General features: G+C 35.8%; 16 protein-coding genes and 2 tRNA genes. 2 read left to right on the top strand and 16 right to left on the bottom strand.

What is annotated here, in order from left to right; genetic code table 11:
- Positions 1-14: 14 nt before the first annotated feature.
- From WAK64_RS21010 to spoIIE, 3 genes are all read right to left on the bottom strand, one after another.
- Positions 15-974, bottom strand: a complete 960-nt coding sequence (locus tag WAK64_RS21010) for a protein kinase domain-containing protein (RefSeq protein ID WP_336588951.1) — start codon at positions 972-974, stop codon at positions 15-17.
- Positions 958-1,698, bottom strand: coding sequence for a vWA domain-containing protein (locus WAK64_RS21005; protein ID WP_336588950.1), 741 nt, complete (start codon positions 1,696-1,698; stop codon positions 958-960). Before WAK64_RS21005 ends, WAK64_RS21010 begins: the two co-directional genes overlap by 17 nt.
- Before the next feature lie 86 nt (positions 1,699-1,784).
- Positions 1,785-4,271 carry a stage II sporulation protein E gene (gene spoIIE, locus WAK64_RS21000; protein ID WP_336588949.1) on the bottom strand — a complete coding sequence of 829 codons (2,487 nt, stop codon included), beginning with the start codon at positions 4,269-4,271 and terminating at the stop codon, positions 1,785-1,787.
- A 292-nt stretch (positions 4,272-4,563) separates the two neighbouring features.
- Between spoIIE and WAK64_RS20995 the strand changes: the two genes are divergently transcribed.
- Together WAK64_RS20995 and WAK64_RS20990 are read left to right on the top strand one after the other, a co-directional pair.
- Positions 4,564-4,637, top strand: a tRNA-Met gene (locus WAK64_RS20995).
- 13 nt (positions 4,638-4,650) lie between these two features.
- Positions 4,651-4,722: transfer RNA gene (locus WAK64_RS20990), tRNA-Glu, on the top strand.
- A 788-nt stretch (positions 4,723-5,510) separates the two neighbouring features.
- Here the strand turns inward: WAK64_RS20990 and WAK64_RS20985 are convergent.
- The 13 genes from WAK64_RS20985 to WAK64_RS20925 form a co-directional block, all read right to left on the bottom strand.
- A complete protein-coding gene (locus WAK64_RS20985; RefSeq protein WP_336588948.1) occupies positions 5,511-5,933 on the bottom strand; it encodes a S1 domain-containing RNA-binding protein in 423 nt (140 codons plus the stop codon).
- A gap of 104 nt (positions 5,934-6,037) precedes the next feature.
- Positions 6,038-6,406, bottom strand: a complete 369-nt coding sequence (locus WAK64_RS20980) for an FtsB family cell division protein (RefSeq protein ID WP_336588947.1) — start codon at positions 6,404-6,406, stop codon at positions 6,038-6,040.
- 12 nt (positions 6,407-6,418) lie between these two features.
- A complete protein-coding gene (gene yabQ, locus WAK64_RS20975) occupies positions 6,419-7,048 on the bottom strand; it encodes a spore cortex biosynthesis protein YabQ (protein ID WP_336588946.1) in 630 nt (209 codons plus the stop codon).
- Positions 7,045-7,344: a sporulation protein YabP gene (gene yabP / locus WAK64_RS20970; protein ID WP_336588945.1), complete on the bottom strand. Its 300-nt coding sequence runs from the start codon at positions 7,342-7,344 to the stop codon at positions 7,045-7,047. The genes yabQ and yabP overlap by 4 nt, the downstream gene beginning before the upstream one ends.
- A 73-nt stretch (positions 7,345-7,417) precedes the next feature.
- Positions 7,418-7,681, bottom strand: coding sequence for an RNA-binding S4 domain-containing protein (locus WAK64_RS20965; protein WP_336588969.1), 264 nt, complete (start codon positions 7,679-7,681; stop codon positions 7,418-7,420).
- Between the two features lie 28 nt (positions 7,682-7,709).
- Positions 7,710-9,161, bottom strand: a complete 1,452-nt coding sequence (gene yabN, locus WAK64_RS20960) for a bifunctional methyltransferase/pyrophosphohydrolase YabN (RefSeq protein WP_336588944.1) — start codon at positions 9,159-9,161, stop codon at positions 7,710-7,712.
- Between the two features lie 19 nt (positions 9,162-9,180).
- Positions 9,181-10,776, bottom strand: coding sequence for a putative polysaccharide biosynthesis protein (locus WAK64_RS20955; RefSeq protein ID WP_336588943.1), 1,596 nt, complete (start codon positions 10,774-10,776; stop codon positions 9,181-9,183).
- 341 nt (positions 10,777-11,117) lie between these two features.
- Positions 11,118-11,654 carry a stage V sporulation protein T gene (gene spoVT, locus WAK64_RS20950; RefSeq protein WP_336588942.1) on the bottom strand — a complete coding sequence of 179 codons (537 nt, stop codon included), beginning with the start codon at positions 11,652-11,654 and terminating at the stop codon, positions 11,118-11,120.
- Positions 11,655-11,868: 214 nt separating this feature from the next.
- Complete coding sequence (mfd, locus tag WAK64_RS20945) at positions 11,869-15,399, bottom strand: transcription-repair coupling factor (protein WP_336588941.1); 3,531 nt, start codon at positions 15,397-15,399, stop codon at positions 11,869-11,871.
- A 181-nt stretch (positions 15,400-15,580) separates the two neighbouring features.
- Positions 15,581-15,811, bottom strand: coding sequence for an anti-sigma-F factor Fin (locus WAK64_RS20940; RefSeq protein WP_336588940.1), 231 nt, complete (start codon positions 15,809-15,811; stop codon positions 15,581-15,583).
- Between the two features lie 71 nt (positions 15,812-15,882).
- Positions 15,883-16,440 carry an aminoacyl-tRNA hydrolase gene (gene pth, locus WAK64_RS20935; protein ID WP_336588939.1) on the bottom strand — a complete coding sequence of 186 codons (558 nt, stop codon included), beginning with the start codon at positions 16,438-16,440 and terminating at the stop codon, positions 15,883-15,885.
- An 82-nt stretch (positions 16,441-16,522) separates the two neighbouring features.
- Entirely contained in the window at positions 16,523-17,170 is a 648-nt protein-coding gene (locus tag WAK64_RS20930) for a 50S ribosomal protein L25/general stress protein Ctc (protein WP_336588938.1), read from the bottom strand.
- Between the two features lie 355 nt (positions 17,171-17,525).
- On the bottom strand, positions 17,526-17,617 hold a 92-nt coding region (locus tag WAK64_RS20925; protein WP_336588968.1), incomplete at its 5' end, for an IS3 family transposase.

The raw sequence follows: 17,617 nt of genomic DNA, 5'->3' as shown, positions 1-17,617 counted from the left end.
TTACAGCTTTCACACTATAAAATCTCACCGTAAATATACAAAAAATATAAAAAGCCGAGAATAAGGACAACCAACAATGTTTCCAATCGATGGGCCCATTTAGATTGTTTTCTTTTTTTATAACGACTTGGTGATGATTTTACATGCTTTTGCCCCTTCCCTTTATTCCTTGAGTGGGATGAAACCTTATTAGACATCAACTCAATTATATCCTTCCTCATGTCATTAGCCGATTGGTACTTACCTCTTAAAGCATATTGTACAATATGCTTATATGGAATTAACTCGTTGTTTTGTTCTACTATTTGGTTAAGTTGATGTATTCCACCAGCTTTTTTTTCTATTTGTTTGCCATAAGCTAAATTAATCATTATCATTCCTATCGCAAATAAATCATAACGTTCATCCGCTTTTCTAGACCCCATTCCCCAATACCCTCGGTCAAAAAACTCGGTAAACTCTTTAATTCCTCTACCTTTCATTGTTGTCCCACCTACATCAATACACCGGATTTTATATGGTGGTCCTGTTACAATTAAATTATCTGGCTTTAAATCTCCAAAAACCCATCCCTCTCGATGCATCTCATCTAAGTTAGCAAGGAGCTGAAGCATTAGTACCGGAACCCAAGCAAACCCTTTCTTGTCGACAAATACTCGTACATTAGGGCCTTTTATAAATTCCATTGTATAAAACGGAACGATCCTCTCCCTTGTTTGCCAATCATCGACATCCATAAGAGAAGGTGCAAGATTCGTTCCTTTTACGTTCATAAAAGCTTTTAAAACATTCACTTCCGAGGTTACAGAATAGCTGTTATCACATATTTTCAACGCCACTTCTCCTGAATTACATTGAGCTAGATAAACTACTCCATTCGCACCGTACCCCAGTTCCTTTACAATGGTGTAGCATTCTTTATGCCATTTCCCCTTCACCTTAGTACCTAACGGCAAACTAAAGGGTTTCTTCAAAGTATTGTTCATCATCATCTCGACCAAGTAAATCTCGTAAAGAACGTTTTTTCTTAAAGTGTGTTAAAGCGGTCTGTAGTGCTGGTCCTGTCGGAGTAATACCACCGGTTGACAATTTTGAAAATACACTTGTCAATGATTCTAATTTAGGTGTCCAATCCAACAACTTTTCGACATCTTCCCGCCTGCCTGGAAAGACAAACAAAGAAAACATATTTTCACCCATTCTAGCATTTAAGCTTAAAGAGAGGTCTAGTAAGGATTCCTTCACTGTAGGTAATTTATGTTTCATACTGGCACTACAATCAACAAGAATTAATACCTCCATATCAATGGACTCTCCTAGCTCATCTACAACTTCCATTACCTCTCCTCGCTTTTCTGGAGAAAGTTCTTCCATAGAAGCAGATTCGCCTAGTATTTGTTTTAACTGATTGTTGACAACACCTTGAAGGGTTTGAGTCATTGCCTTTCGTGTCACCATTTGAACGGTTTGGGAAAGTTGTTGGGCATAGACAACTTGACTGACTCCGCCACCAGATAACGCAATCCCCTCAATTTCAGCCATTCCTTTTTCATCAATCACATCATTTTCCATAACTCCAATAACATTTACGGTTATGCCTTGCTCTTTCGCTAAAGCAGCCACCATGATTGGGTCTCCTCCAGCGTTTGAACAACCATCTGTAATCAATAGCACTTGCTTTAATGTTCCATGTTTCAAGGATATTCTCCTCCTAGTGTCGTAGTTACTAACATACTCGACAAACTTAAGAGGAAATATACGAACGCCGTTTATTTTCAAAAGTATTATGAAATTTTCTTCTTTTTTCTATAATAATTAATTGGAATAGTTGCCCATTTTGGCGTATTATGACTAACCTTAGTTACAACGACCGTCATGTCATCCTCAATATTCCCAGAACGAGTACGAATGACCTCTTCCATAATCAAATCAGACAATTCCTGTGGGTCTGATGTATTAATCTCTTTAATTTTCCGCTTCATCCATGCATCGTAATTTTCGACATGCTTTGGACCTTCAAAAACTCCATCACTCATCATAATAAGTAAATCTCCCGCCTTTAACTGTTCCGTTACTACATCCACATCAAATTCGTAGAACATCCCCATCGGTAAATTACTTGCTTCAATTTTGAATACTTTGTCCCCTCTTTTAATAAAACTTGGTGTAGATCCTACTTTTAAGAAATTAGAAGTCGCATTATGCAAATCTATCATGGCTAAATCCAATGTCGAAAAGATTTCATCAGTCGTACGTAAAGAGAGAATAGAGTTAACCGATTTAATGGCTACCTTCTCTTCGATACCCGACTGTAGAATTTTTTTTAATAATGTTAACGTTTCGAGACTCTCATAATGAGCCCGTTCTCCATTCCCCATACCATCGCTAATGGCTACAGCATATTTGCCAGCACCAAGTTCGATCATTGAATAACTGTCTCCAGAAACTAAGCCTCCTCCCTTGGCTGCATGTGCTACCCCTGATTCAATCGCATAATTTTTCGCAGAACCTAACATAGCGTGACAAGTACCGCTTGGAAAAGTAGCACATTCTTCTTTTTGAACGACCACCGTTTCACCTAGTATATCTGATAACATGGGGGCAATTAATTTCTCACACGTTCCTTTTCCACCACAGTAGGGAATCGTCATATCAATATCGACATTACCTTTTTCTAAACTGAAAATATCTACATGTTCAATATCAATTCCGAAATCCTCTAATGATTCTAAAATTTGTTCTTCTTGTATTTCATGGTTCTCCCTTTCTTTTTGAATTTCTTTAGCAAAGTCTCTCATAACTTCTGACACTCCAAGGAGCTGCTCCGCAACTAATTTCCTACTTTCTTTCACTTGCTTTTTTAATTTTAAATTAGCTTGATAAAACGTAAGTTCTTTAGAAATGGCATCCTGCATCTTATCATTTCTAGTACAATGTTTCTCTAAATCTCTAGTGAGCCTGGGAGAGAGAGGAATATTTCCAATATCATGTTCATAAATGACATCTTTCAATAAGTTATACGTTTTATCGAAGTGATTAGCCCAACACTGCTCTTTTTTAAAACATGTTTGACACGTTTTTTCTGTTACATTGCTTAAAAAATAATCTAATTCCTTATCATCATGATCCTCTTCTTTTATGTGATCAAACTGCTTAAAACTATTTGATAATGCTTCAAATACAGAAGAAAATTGCGAAACACGGCTTGCAGTCACATCTCGAATTTTCCTCATATATATTTGTTGCTCTTGATGATATTCATTCGTACCAGGAATAAATTTAGCCAATTTATTCGTTAAGGTATTCGGGGTAATTAGAAGCAGACATATAGCAACCAAAGATTCATAAACGGTTTGGGTTAGGATCGTATTTGCTTCCCCATACATTCCCACTAAAAGAGTGGCAATCATTAAGCCGATTGAAGCTCCAACTTTTTTACCTTCTTTCATAATCCCCCCGAGCAGGCCCGCAAATGCAAGTAAACTCATTTGATATAAAGAGGTTACATTGGATAAAGAAAATATTAACCCCGTGACGACCCCGACTGTTGACCCAATCGTCGCTCCTGCAACGAAAGCAAAAATAAGCACTAAGTATCTAGCAAATATATGTTCAATAGAAAGATCATAAACGGTCCAGCCCATCGTTCCTGTCATGACCGAAGCAAGAAGAATAATAACGCTCACAACTTCTTCCGTTTTTAGTGATCTTTTTCGTTTTTGAATGGATAAAAGAGGAATACTTTGAATAAAGATTAATGTAAGGATAAAAGCTAGTCCACCTTCAATAGCTGACATTACCCCATCAAAAAGAGTAAGTTTAAATTGTTGCATAATATAAGAAAAGCCAAAACTTGAGATAAGAATGGTGCCACACACAAAATAAGGGAGAGAAGTAAAATCATCCTTCCTCCATTTTTTTGTCATTCGAAAAACAATAAGAAACAAAGTAATACTAAAAAATGTATAAGACATACTCGAAATGGAGAGTGTTAAGCTACCAGCTAATAACCCGATAAAAGCGAGCGGTGAATGTTTACGTTTAATAACATAGACAACTGCAAAAAATGGCAAAGCAAATGGCATTAAATGAGATAAAATTAGTGCTCGTCCAAGTAAAAACCCGACCAACATAATAAGGATCCCTTTTTGAAGAAATAACCACTCCAATTTCAGTCGTGCATTTCTCAAACCTTTTGACACTTCGACATTTGGTTTAGCCACGTCTACACTTCGGACTGTTTCCATCGCCGTGTAATCCATTTTTGCCATTTATAACACTCCCCACTTTGATCTTTGGTGCTAATTATAAAGAGAATTATTTTCAAAACTTGTCAAAATAGGTTGTCCCCAAGAAAAAAGTCTTCGACGTAAATCAGCTATTATTTACGATTACTACAAAAAATCAGAAAATTACAACATTATATTTCACTTGTCCCCTGCTCATTTAATCGTTAACCATTAGATAGAAACTATAAAAACAATAAAAAAACACTTATATTATTGACATATTTATAGAAAGTATGTATTATAGATTTTGTGCTTTAAAACACATTGATAATATGGCGGTGTAGCTCAGCTGGCTAGAGCGTACGGTTCATACCCGTGAGGTCGGGGGTTCGATCCCCTCCGCCGCTACTACTATTATTTTGGCCCGTTGGTCAAGCGGTTAAGACACCGCCCTTTCACGGCGGTAACACGGGTTCGAATCCCGTACGGGTCATCGGCAAAAAAACTGAAATGAAGGAGGTCCAAGCGGCCTTTACCATTTCAGTTTTTTATTTTCTGCTTTTTTACCAATCTCCTTCCCCTACATAAACGTCATCACCATACCTATTTGGTCATATTCTCATAATTTTATTCCTATAGATAACCTATTGAGGTATTCGTTTTTAAAAGCTACGTATACCTAGAACGATTGTATTCAAGTTCGTAATATATTTCTCTATGAACCTTTTCTCTTTTGGTACTGAAATATACTTCGATTTTTACTATAGCCCCTTTCTTATCGAACAATTTTTTCACTTTTCATAATTTCTTATACATCTCACTGAATTCATAAGAAACTATTCACTTATAAGAATTTTTTTCTAGGAATTACTATGTTATAGAATGGACAGTCGGTCATATACAGTTAGGTAATAATTTTGAAGAACTGCAAGAAGAGAAGGGAAAAAGAAGTTAGACATGTTTTTTCATATTTAGAATAGTATTTCAAAATTATCGAATCCTGATAAACTTTCCTCTGTAACAGTTGCCTATGTATCAAAAGAAGTACCGGAATAAAAATATTCTATATAGGTACACTAGTGTATTTCTTTTTATTTTCATTACTAATCATGACAACATGAAGCTAAATTTATATATATAAATATGTTACGTTCATAATGAATGAGCACGGTATAAAATAAGGATGATATTCCAATTAGAAAAAGAAAAAAACAAGCAAATCCATTTTGGTTTGCTTGTTGGTCCTAGATAAACCTGCTATAAAATTATTCAGACAGCAAGTTACCCTCTTTTTGATCCTCTTCCGCCTCGTCTTGACTCAGTTTGACGCTTTAATGAAGAAAGTCGATCTTCACTATCTTTTAAAAAGCGAGCCATTTTTTGTTCAAAGGTTTCCTTTGGACGATAATCATTGTTAGAACGATGATTACTGCGAGAACGACCTGAGTTTGATTGGGCAGGCTTCGGTTGATCTTTTGCTTTACGAATAGATAACCCAATTTTACCATCACTTTCAACGTTAAGAACCTTCACTGTAACTTCATCGCCTACTTTTAGATGTTCATTAATATCCTTAACATAATTGTCAGCGACTTCACTAATATGGACAAGTCCAGTTGAGCCTCCAGGCAGCTCCACGAACGCACCAAAATTTGTAATACCTGTCACTTTACCTTGTAACTTGCTGCCTACTTCGATTGACATAAAAAAAATGATCCTCCTTAGAAATATAAAAAATAAACCTTACTATATATTATAGCCTTCCAAAAAAAAGAGTGTCAATAAGACAACATCTCTTCTTATGAATTCTATTCAGATTTAGGAAGGGTAAAAATAATTTCACCTTCATCAGACAAAAAATATTCTTTTCTTGCTAATTTTGCAATATACTCATCGTCATTTAACTTAGCAAGTTCTTCCTCAAGTAATAATTGCTCATCTTGAAGGCTCTGTAATTCCTTCTTTAACTGAGTGTGCTCAGCTTCTTTTGACTCTAATCTATCGGAACCAGAAAACAGGATAGAAATTAAACCAACTCCGACCATGATAACAATAGTGAAAAATACCGTCAACCTGCGAACAAGTCTTCTTTTATGTTTAGTGGCATTTTTTTTTCTTTTTTCATGGAGTCGAGCATAATCATTATTCATAGATGTGATGTTATTCGCCTTCCTCATCCTTCTGCCTCCTTATTTCTTTCTTTTCCATCTATTGATCACTTTAATCATAGTATTCTTACTTTTTTCAAAAACTCCTGCCAATTTATGATAATAAATTATCAAGTGTTTTTTTATTGCTTTAGGTATCAGCTTCCAAATGATTTTTATTAATAACGATAGTGGGGATAGCAGAATCTTGGAAACGGCAATTAATAGCTTTAATAAGCCATACATTAATCGATAGATAAATTTCGCCAAACCTATTACCACAACAATTATCACTGTAATAATCCATCTTATTGGAGCGATAATCAAGGTTTGAAACATTTTCCTACAAAAACGATAGACTGCAATAACAAGCTTAATCGTAAATTCCAACATTTTTACATAATACGATTTAAATAAAGCTTGGTAGGCACTAAAACCACAAAATAATGCTAGAAAGATGTAAAATCGGACCTCTCCAAAATTTACTACATACAAAACGTAAAAAATTAATAGTCCTTGCACTACCCAAAACAAAACATCATGAATAAACACAATCCACCGACTTCGATCAGGTCTCTTTAAAAAGCGATGATAAGTATCAAGAGCAGCTCCGAACACTCCCCCCATTCCTATCATCGCAATCATCGTATAGAATTGCGTCGTTAAACTCATCGAAACAACTTACTAAAGAATCCTTTAGCTTTCTCCTCATGATGTTCGTCAACATATATTAAATCAAAAACCTTCCCTTTAATTGAAACGATTCCTTTATCAACATCTAAATTCTTCATTTGTAAGTTCTGCCCTCTAACAGCTAAGAACCCCATCACGGTTTCTAATAAAAATTCTTCATTATCAAAACTTTCGACTTGCTTTACACCTGTGATTTCTAATATTTTTCGCCCTCTCATGATGACGTCATGCTCGACCACTTGTTTATTACTAATACTCTCATTATAATGGTTCATTCTTTTCCCCTCACCTTCACATAGTACAGGCTTTGTACTAAAGTGTATGTGAGAAAAGACTTTTTAGAACAAGCTATTCGCTTACCACTTGTTCCTCTTTTACAATCTTATACATTGAGGCAGCTTCCTCTTTCCTGATTATCTCTCGAAGGTTTTCGATTTGTAGTGTGACGAGCTTTTGCCCGAACCGAATAACAAGTTCATCTCCTACTTTGACATTGGAGCTTGCCTTTGCTTGAATCCCATTTATTGAAATTCGTCCTTGATCAGCTACTTCTTTTGCAAGTGTTCTCCTTTTAATCAATCTGGATACTTTTAAAAATTTATCTAATCTCATTGTTGCCATTCGTATTTCCCCATTTCTACTATTTTTTCGATTCTTCCCAAAACCTATCTAACTCGTCCAATGAAAAAGAAGTAAAGTCTCTACCACTTTCCCTCACTTTTTTTTCAACATATGAAAAACGCAAATAGAATTTTTCATTTGTCATTGCAAGTGCTTCTTCTGGGTGAAATCCATACAATCGGGCTACATTTATAAGTGAAAACAAGACATCGCCGAACTCTGCTATTTTTTTCTGTTCATTTCTTCCTTCTGCTTCTTCTTGAAATTCTTTGATTTCTTCTTTAACTTTTGACCATGCACCCTCAGTGTTTTCCCAATCAAACCCTTGCTTTGCTGCTATTTTCTGATAGTCATAAGCGCGAAGTAAAGCTGGTAAACCTTTCTCTACCTTATCCAATAAACTTTGATGTGTTTCTGCTTTTTCTTGTTGTTTAATAGCCTCCCAATTTACTATCACTTCATCCGCATTCTCCACTGATACAGTTCCAAACACGTGAGGATGGCGTCGAACCATCTTTGAGGAGATACTTTCGAATACATCATAAATGGAAAACATCGCCTCATCTTCCCCAATTTGCGCATGGAGCATGACTTGTAATAATACGTCGCCAAGCTCTTCAATCATTCCTTCAATATTATCTTCATCAATCGCGCTTAAAAGTTCATATACTTCCTCTATTAAGTATTTCTTTAATGTAGCATGAGTTTGCTCCTGATCCCAAGGACAGCCATCAGGTCCCCTCAACTTAGCAATAATTTCTTTTAAGGTTGCAAATTCTTTATATGTTTCGGTGAACTCTTGTACTGGAGGTACGTAAACACTCGTCAAATTACTTAATTTTGTATGGTGATCCAACTCATACAATGGTACTTCTTCTACACTTTCCGCTTTACTTCCTGCTGCAGTTATAATAAAGACCTTATGGTCATAAGGATATTTTTCCAATAGTGTAAGCTTTACTTCTGACGCGATAAAAGCATCATACACTTGGCCAATAAAGATAGATTGACTAATATGAATTTCTTCTTTTTTTAGTGCTGTTCCATCTAGTAATTGAAAACCTTCAATCGGGTCCACCTTCACAGCTGTAAAAAGAGCGTCAAGAAAACTTTGCCCACCTAAAACCTTTACATCTATTTGATTCATATCGGCTTTTTCAAATAATAGCTGTACCGTTTGTTCAGCAACAAGTGGGTGACCTGGAACTGCATAAAGGATAGACTGTTTCTCGGCATTTTTTATTAAAATCTCTACAATTTCTTGATAGACTAATTCAAACTGATCATACTTTTCATAGATGGAATCAAATGAATCATATTGTAATCCTTCATTTTCAAGGTCTGCTACAACAGGGTGCTCTTTAGTACGTAAATAAAGTTTATCACTTTTTAACAATGTACGATATACACCTAAAGGAAGCTGCTCTATATCTCCTGCTCCTAAACCGATAATAGTAATTGTATTTTTCATATTCGTCTCCTACCTCATGTTATCTTCGTTTTAGCCTCATTAATTTACTACCAAAAGGAAATAATTCAATTTCTTTATCCTTCAACATATTCCCATTTAACACAATGAATATATATACAACGCCACCAATCACAACACCACCCAAAGAGAGAACGGTCGAAGCAACACGTTCAGTAACAATTAAGAGAAGAATTTCTTCTATTTGCAACCAAGCTTGCAGTATTACCGTCATTCCCAGCAAAGCTAAGCTAGCTGCTAAATAAAATTTTTTTGATAAAAAGGGAATTGGAAACACATATCGAAGCACAATGATAAGTCCAATTGTCATCAAACCTAGCACAATTACTGTCGACAGTGATGCCCCCATTGTTGCAAATAGCGGAACCAACCATGCATTCAGTAGAAACTTTATGATGATGCCCATTAAGATAATAAAGGCTGGTAAATACAGCTTACCCATTCCATGTAATACACTCGATAAAGTCAGCACAAGAGAGCACAAAAGAATAGCTATACAAAAAACGGCGATCACACTTGAATCCTTACTATTCTCAAATAGCATTACATTTACCGGTTTAACTAAATTAACTAAACCAAACGACGCGCCTAATCCCACAATAAAGCTGACCTTTAATGCGAGAAGAATATTTTCTTTAACTGCCCTATCATCTTTCTTCTTGTGAGCAGCCGTAATAAGAGGAACCGCTATTAAAGAAAGAGAAGTTGCTACTACCGTACCTAACTGGATTAATGGCTGCCCTCGATCATATACACCCTTCAGGGCCTTCGCTTCGTTCTCAGCTATGCCACTTTGAACTAAATAAGTGTAAACACTAAAAGCATCAATAAATTGTAATAGGACAATAAGCATCCCACTAAAACAAATAGCAAAACCATGAAGGCCTAATATTTTCATTAATTCCAAGCTCTTCTTCCATCTACCTTTAAATTTTAATGAAAATTTATTCTGAGATCTTACGAGGAGAAAGCTTACTAACACAAGTATAGTCGCTCCCCCGCCTGTTAGAGACCCAAATAGAGCTCCACTTCCTGCTAAATATAAAGAATATCCTTCATTTATTAAAATAAAAGAACAAATTAATATAGTTGTAACGCGAACACTTTGTTCAACAATTTGTGATACAGCTGTAGGTAACATATCACCTTTTCCTTGGAAATAGCCTCTAAGGATTGAGATAAAAGGCAGAAATAAAAAGGAAAAAGATATAACCTTTAAAAGCGGTTCTAACTCGGAATCACCCATTAAAACCGCCATCCATTTCGCACCAGAGTAGATGCTAACAAACAAACAAATCCCCACTACACTTAATAGGATGAAAGCAGCCTGCAAAACAAGAGAAGCTTCTTCTTCATTATCATCGTATCTATCAGCAAGTAATCTAGAGATAACAACTGGGAAACCGTATGTAGAAAGAGCAAGGAAAATTCCATAAAAGGGATATACTTGTTGGTAAATATAAAAACCAACATCACCAACTATATTTTGAAAAGGTATACGATAGACCGCACTTAAAATTTTGGATACAAACGCAGCAATCGTTAATACCAACGCCCCTTTCATAAGTGTTCTAGAAGACACCTTACCTTGAATCATACACTCTGCCCTCCAACAATAATTACCAAACATTATAGCACAAAAGGAGAGTAAAGGTAGATGACCATAGAACGTATCCGTTCACCCATTTGACCACCACTACACTTTCTTTTTAAGAGAAAAGCCAACATGGTAACCTACTCCACAGTTGACTTAAACAACCTTACCTTTTGTTTAGCAATGTGAAAACAGAATAAAACAGGATTATAATAATTTCCCATACGTAAATAATTCTGCCTATCTTTCATAACCTTTGACTATATTATTGTAATCATGTCTATACTTGATGAAGAGTTATCAATATTAAGGCAAAAAAATAAGGCGGTCTAAGCCGCCTCTAATTATTGTTCCATCTGTCTCGCTAAAAAACCAGCTGCTGTTTCTACTGCTTTCTGTTCTACTTCACCTAACGTTTGGTCCTTTGAGTAGATAATGACAGTTCCGATAGGATCACCATTTGCCACAATTGGCGCAATTGTATAGGAGGATAACTCCTCTTCATAATCGCCCACTAATGACGCTCGTTCAACTTGTGTTTGCAAGTCAGATTTCCGCTCATCCATTACTTTCTCTACTAGCTCACTTACACTTTTATTTAAATAATCTTTTTTTGATCCACCTGCTACCGTAATAACAACATCTCGATCACAAATTAATACAGGACTACCTAGGCTATCAAATAATGCTTCAGCATATTCTTTAGAAAAGTCACTCAATTCACTAATAGGAGAATACTTTTTTAAGATGACCTCCCCTTCACGGTCAACAAAAATCTCTAGCGGGTCTCCTTCACGTATACGAAGGGTTCTTCTTATTTCCTTCGGAATAACGACTCGCCCTAAATCATCAATACGACGAACAATACCAGTTGCCTTCATCTATGTTGCCTCACTTTCATCAGATGATTATTTGGAAATGATTCAATCCAAAAGCATTCATTCCCAACATTGAGGTTAGTATCCTACATGAAGAAACTTCTATACATATACAGTAGTTATTTCTCAAAAATCATACATTTTCTATTAAAGGGGAATAATAAAAAATTTGAGTTCGAGAGCTTTTCTTCACTTCTTTAGTATGGAGCTTTTGTCATTACTCCTCTCCTTCTTTTTTTACTGTATTTAACTGCTTAATAATCCCATACGCCGCATTAAACCACTCTTCTAATGAAACCTGCTTTGTTTGAAAAACAATTTTTAACGAGTTATTCTCCAAACCTAAGCTAATCCATCTTCCATATTTGCTCGTTAATGCAAACACCTTTGATCCATCAATTTCGTTCGTTGCCTCTGGAGACATCAGCATGACAACTTCATTTTTCTTTTGTTTTATGGACTGAAGCTTTGCTCTTTTAGCATAAATTTTCATTTCGGCTACTTGAAGTAAATACACTACTTCTTTTGGGTACTCTCCAAAACGATCAATTAATTCCTCTTTCAACTCATTAACTTCTGTTATCGTTGCTAACGAACGGACTCGTTTGTACATTTCAATTTTTTGATGCCCATCTAGTATATAAAATTCAGGTATATAGGCATCAACTTGGATATCAACCTCAAACTCCTCTTGGATTACAGGCTCTTTTTTTGTTTTTACTTTTCTTTCTTCAATTGCCTCTTTCAACATTTGTGAATAAAGGTCAAAGCCAACTGAGTCGATAAACCCATGTTGTTCTGCTCCTAGTAGGTTTCCTGCACCACGAATGGATAGATCTCTCATGGCAATTTTAAAACCTGACCCTAGTTCGGTAAATTCCTTAATGGATTGCAGACGTTTCTCTGCAACCTCTGTTAACACTTTATCTTTTCGATACGTGAAGTATGCATAGGCAACTCGATTAGATCGTCCTACTCTTCCTCTTAATTGGTATAACTGAGATAACCCCATTCTATCAGCATCATAAACGATAAGTGTGTTAACATTCGGAATATCTACACCTGTCTCAATAATCGTTGTTGTAACTAAAACATCGAATTCTCCGTCTAAGAAATCTAATATTACGGACTCTAATTCATTTTCTGTCATTTTACCATGAGCATATTTGACACGTGCTTCTGGAATTAGCGTTGCAATTTCATCCGCTTTCCGTTCAATATCTTCCACTCGATTATACAGAAAATAAACTTGACCATTACGCGCTAACTCTCGCTCAATAGCTTCTCGTATTAATCCACCATTGTATTCCATGACATATGTTTGTACAGGGAAACGATTTTCAGGTGGAGTTTCAATAACAGATAAATCTCGAACACCTAACATGGACATGTGTAGCGTGCGCGGAATTGGTGTTGCGGTCAATGTTAATACATCAATATTCGTTTTGATCTGTTTTATCTTCTCTTTATGAGTAACCCCGAAACGCTGTTCTTCATCAATAATTAATAAACCGAGGTCTCTATATTGAATATCCTTCGATAATAAACGGTGAGTCCCAATCACAATATCAACAGACCCGTTAGCAATCCCTTTTATTGTTTCATTTTGTTGTTTCTTCGTCCGAAACCTACTCAATACCCCTACTTTCATAGGGAATTCCTGTAGTCGTTCTTTAATAGTTTCGTAATGCTGCTGAGCTAATATTGTAGTTGGGACCAAGAAAGCTACTTGCTTTCCGTCTGACACAGCTTTAAAAGCAGCTCGAATGGCTACTTCCGTTTTCCCATAGCCAACATCACCACATAATAACCGGTCCATTGGACGGAGCTTTTCCATATCCAATTTAATTTCATGAATTGAACGAATTTGGTCCTCGGTTTCTTGATAAGAAAACTGCGCTTCGAAATCCCTTTGCATTTCGCCGTCTGGAGAGAAAGCAAAACCTTGAGCAGCTTCTCGTTCAGCGTATAGCTTAATCAGGTCATCTGCTATATCTTGAACAGAAGATTGCACTTTTCTCTTTACCCTTGTCCATTCACTTCCACCAAGTTTATATAACTTAGGTTCTTTATTTTCAGATGCAACGTATTTTTGAACCAAATCAATTTGTTCTACCGGCACATAAAGTTTATCACTGCCTTGATATTTTAGGTGTAAATAATCTTTATGAACCCCATTTATTTCAAGCGTTTCAATTCCTAAGTATTTACCAATACCGTGGTTAGCATGAACAATAAGGTCCCCTACTTTTAATTCTGAATAATTCTTAATTCTTTCAGCATTGGACAGCTTTTGTCGACGGGGCGCACGCTTAGCTTTCTTATTAAATAGTTCTTCTTCTGTAATGATAGCTAATTTCATCATTGGTAACTCAAAGCCCGAATGTAAACTACCTACCCTAATTTGAGCTTCTCCAACTACTAGACGGTCTTGATGACTAACGACTGTTCGTATATCATAATCCTCTAACGTACGTTGTAGTTTTGAAACCCTTTCTTGATTTGGAACCAAAATAAGGACAGTTGTACGATTATGGTTCCAACGCTCAATCTCTCCCTTTAAAACATTCATCTGTCCATGGAAGCTTTGCATTGGTTTACACGTTATATTGACAATGTTCTCTGGGTTAGCGTTAGGAATATGCCTTAAAAATAAAGATAGATAGATTTTCTGAATGAACGTCTGTGAAAGTAGAGTTGGTAAAGAATGCGAAATGGATAAATCATGAATAATTTCCCCTTCTTCAAGAAGGCTAATGTACCAATCCGCTTCTTCTTTATCTAACGTTTCACTTATTTCTTGTATACGGCTATACTCATCTAAAAATAGGATGCTGTCTTCAGGTAAATAATCTAGGAAACTAGCAGGGATTTCATATGCCAACGACATATATTTAAACATTTGATCTGGAATTTGCCCGTTTCTTAATTTTTCTAATTCATATCCCACTTTTTGTGATAAATATTCTCTCGTTAATTTCTTTTTCACTCTTTTAAGGCTAGCCCCAAGCCCATTTTCTAACCGTTTAATGGTAAGTTCTATATTTTGTTGCTGTAAAAGAATTTCAGATGCTGGACCAATTATTACGTTTTGTAAGTTTTCAATTGAGCGTTGGTCCTCAACCCCAAACGTTCTAATAGAATCAATCTCTGTATCAAATAACTCAATTCTAACTGGCTCAGGTAACGATAATGGGTATATATCCAATATGCCCCCTCTGAGACTAAATTCGCCTGGAGTCGTAATCATATCTGCACGATGGTACCCCATTTGTACAAGGTGCGTTAAGATTTCCTCTAAAGCGATATCTTCACCAATTTGAAAAGACAATTGATATTGTTTCCATAAGGAACTAGGCGGGAGCATTTTCCTTAATCCTGCCATCGGTAAAATATAGATTCCTTTTCTTCCTTGAATTAATTGATTTAATGTATCAATCCGTTGACCTCGTAATTCAGGACTGGCAACACTCATTTCTGCAGCAATTAATTCATCAGCAGGATATAGATAGGTTGCTTCTTCTCCGATAACCCCTACAACGTCCTCATAAAGCTTTTGGGCTTGGAGTAGATTATGCGTCACAATTACACATGTACGTTCCGTCTTCTTATAAAAGGATGCAACAAGAACCCCCCTTGATGAACCTGAGAGACCAGAAACCAATTGCTGAGAAAGTCCCTCATCAATTCCTTCAAAAACGGACTGAATTTCTTCTTGTTCTGCAAATAAAGATAATGAGCTATTCATAATGTGCTCCTCCCCTCTATCAAGCACTCTAGTTTTTCACTGATGCTTAGAGTCCAAATAATAACGAATATTTTTTTAGTTCATTTCTTACTGTACTATTTCATAAAACGCGGAAATTTTTTTAAAATCTATTTTCCTTTTAAGATTTAATGCAAAAATGCTTTGGAGGACGTCCAAAGCGTTAGTGCAAAAGGTAATCTAAACCGTGATACTCCGGGTTTCGTTGCAATGACTCTTGACAATCTTCACAGATTGATTGTATTTCTACATCTCCATTTTGTTGATATGTCACCATTTCTTGACGCTCTTTATCACTTAATTTATGCAATCCCAGCTGTTCGGCAGAAATTACACTATTAGCAATCGAACCTAGTTTAACTCCACAATGACGACAGTGATAGTGTATAGCCATCACCCATCCTCCTTATTAATACAGTCTACTCTACATAGTATGAACATATTAATAAAGAGTTATTCATTTTGTTAATTGTACGAATTCATAACTTCTACAAATGATTTACTAAACCAATCTTCACAAGCATTTGCACAAGCATCTATGACATGACTTAATTCGGCACTCTCTTCTTTAGAAAATTTCCCTAATACGTAATTTGGCACACTCATTCCATTATTCGGACGATTAATACCAATTCTTATTCGATTAAATTGTTGAGTCCCAAGATGGGCAATTGTCGATTTCATTCCATTATGCCCTCCTGCACTTCCTTTTTGACGAAGACGAATTTTCCCGACAGGTAGATCTAAATCATCATAAATCACAGTTAGATTTTCATTATTTACATCAAAATAATCCATCATCGGCCTAATGCTTTCACCAGATAAATTCATATATGTTAAAGGCTTTAAAAGCATTATTTTCTGTCCATTAACATGAATGACAGAATATTGAGCTTTAAACTTTGATTGATCAAGCTTCACATTATGACGTTTAGCTAACTCGTCTATTACTTCAAAACCAATATTATGCCTAGTATCTTTGAATTGTGAACCTGGATTACCTAGACCTACAATTAATTTCATTATTTACACCTCATTTTCCTGCAATACTTCTAGAATAAACTAAAAAGAGCATAACCTGCAAAAGGTTATGCCCAAAAAGTAACTATTCCTCAGAAGATTCTACTATTGGTTCTGTTTCTCGCCCTTCCTCATTTTGAGGATGTCCTGCTTCTTGCTCTTCACCACTATTAATTTCTGCTTCTTGCCTCGGAGCTAAAATAGAAGCCACTACTCTGTCATCTTCTAAATTAATTTCGAATGTAGAATGATCTTTTAAGTCCCCAATCGTAATGTTCTCTCCAACTTGAAGACGATCAATTTCTACCTTCAGAACTTCTGGAATTTTATCAGGCTTAGCTGTTATAGAAACTTCATGTAAAGGTTGTTGCAGTACGCCACCATCTTTCACGCCTGGAGCTTCACCGACTAGTTCAATTTTCACATTGGCATTCATTTCTTCACTCATGTTTACAACAAGAAAATCGGCATGGATAATTTCATTTTTTATTGGCTCCACTTGATAATCAGTTAAAACAACATTTCGTAATTGCCCTCCTACATTGAAAGAAAGTATTCCGTTCCTTCCCACTTGACGGATAGTTTTAATAAACTCCGCTGTGTCTAAATAAATGGGAGTACTTTCTATTTGGTAGCCGTAAACAACAGCTGGAAAGTTCCCTTCTTTTCTAAGATGTGTTAACGAAGAACGCTTAAAGTCTTCTCTTTTCATTACTTGTAATGTTGCTGACATTCGTTAGTCCACCTTCCCTTTTAATAATAAAGTATATAATCTTACATTTTCCTAAAAGAATAAGGTCTAAACATATATTTGTATATTTGAGAAGAGTGATTCAAAAATAAAGGTTTATATTCTATGTTAACGTGTAGCCATTGTCCGACGTTCTTTTAAATGTGAATGTTCAACTATTTTCATTTTATCCTTACTTTTATTTCAATAAAAAAAGGACAGACCACATTTTTCTTTTATGGTCTGCCAACTGAATGTTAATTTTCTGGATGCTTTCTCTTATAAGAGACACGTTTACCCTAGAACTTGAAGTAAAAAGACCTACCATGGTAGTGACCCCTGAAAGTTAGAGTTTTAGTTATACTGCTATTAGGTTGGTTTGAGTTCGGTATTGTACTGGACTTAAGCCAGCCAATTTTACTTTTATTCGGTCGTTATTATAGTAATCAA

This window comes from Bacillus spongiae (assembly GCF_037120725.1).
Taxonomy (GTDB): domain Bacteria; phylum Bacillota; class Bacilli; order Bacillales; family Bacillaceae_K; genus Bacillus_CI; species Bacillus_CI spongiae.
Note: the sequence above shows the minus strand (reverse complement) of the source record. Positions and strands in the feature narration are given on the sequence as shown.

Excerpts from the sequence above, each read along its gene's own strand:
- WAK64_RS20930 (WP_336588938.1), bottom strand. The coding sequence starts at position 17,170 with ATGTCAGCAACATTACAAGTAATGAAAAGAGAAGACTTTAAGCGTTCT.
- spoIIE (WP_336588949.1), bottom strand. The coding sequence starts at position 4,271 with ATGGCAAAAATGGATTACACGGCGATGGAAACAGTCCGAAGTGTAGAC.
- WAK64_RS20985 (WP_336588948.1), bottom strand. The coding sequence starts at position 5,933 with ATGTCAATCGAAGTAGGCAGCAAGTTACAAGGTAAAGTGACAGGTATT.
- pth (WP_336588939.1), bottom strand. The coding sequence starts at position 16,440 with ATGAAATTAATTGTAGGTCTAGGTAATCCAGGTTCACAATTCAAAGAT.
- WAK64_RS20965 (WP_336588969.1), bottom strand. The coding sequence starts at position 7,681 with ATGAGATTAGATAAATTTTTAAAAGTATCCAGATTGATTAAAAGGAGA.
- spoVT (WP_336588942.1), bottom strand. The coding sequence starts at position 11,654 with ATGAAGGCAACTGGTATTGTTCGTCGTATTGATGATTTAGGGCGAGTC.
- mfd (WP_336588941.1), bottom strand. The coding sequence starts at position 15,399 with ATGAATAGCTCATTATCTTTATTTGCAGAACAAGAAGAAATTCAGTCC.
- WAK64_RS20980 (WP_336588947.1), bottom strand. The coding sequence starts at position 6,406 with ATGAGGAAGGCGAATAACATCACATCTATGAATAATGATTATGCTCGA.
- yabN (WP_336588944.1), bottom strand. The coding sequence starts at position 9,161 with ATGAAAAATACAATTACTATTATCGGTTTAGGAGCAGGAGATATAGAG.
- WAK64_RS20955 (WP_336588943.1), bottom strand. The coding sequence starts at position 10,776 with ATGATTCAAGGTAAGGTGTCTTCTAGAACACTTATGAAAGGGGCGTTG.
- yabP (WP_336588945.1), bottom strand. The coding sequence starts at position 7,344 with ATGAACCATTATAATGAGAGTATTAGTAATAAACAAGTGGTCGAGCAT.
- yabQ (WP_336588946.1), bottom strand. The coding sequence starts at position 7,048 with ATGAGTTTAACGACGCAATTCTATACGATGATTGCGATGATAGGAATG.
- WAK64_RS20940 (WP_336588940.1), bottom strand. The coding sequence starts at position 15,811 with ATGGCTATACACTATCACTGTCGTCATTGTGGAGTTAAACTAGGTTCG.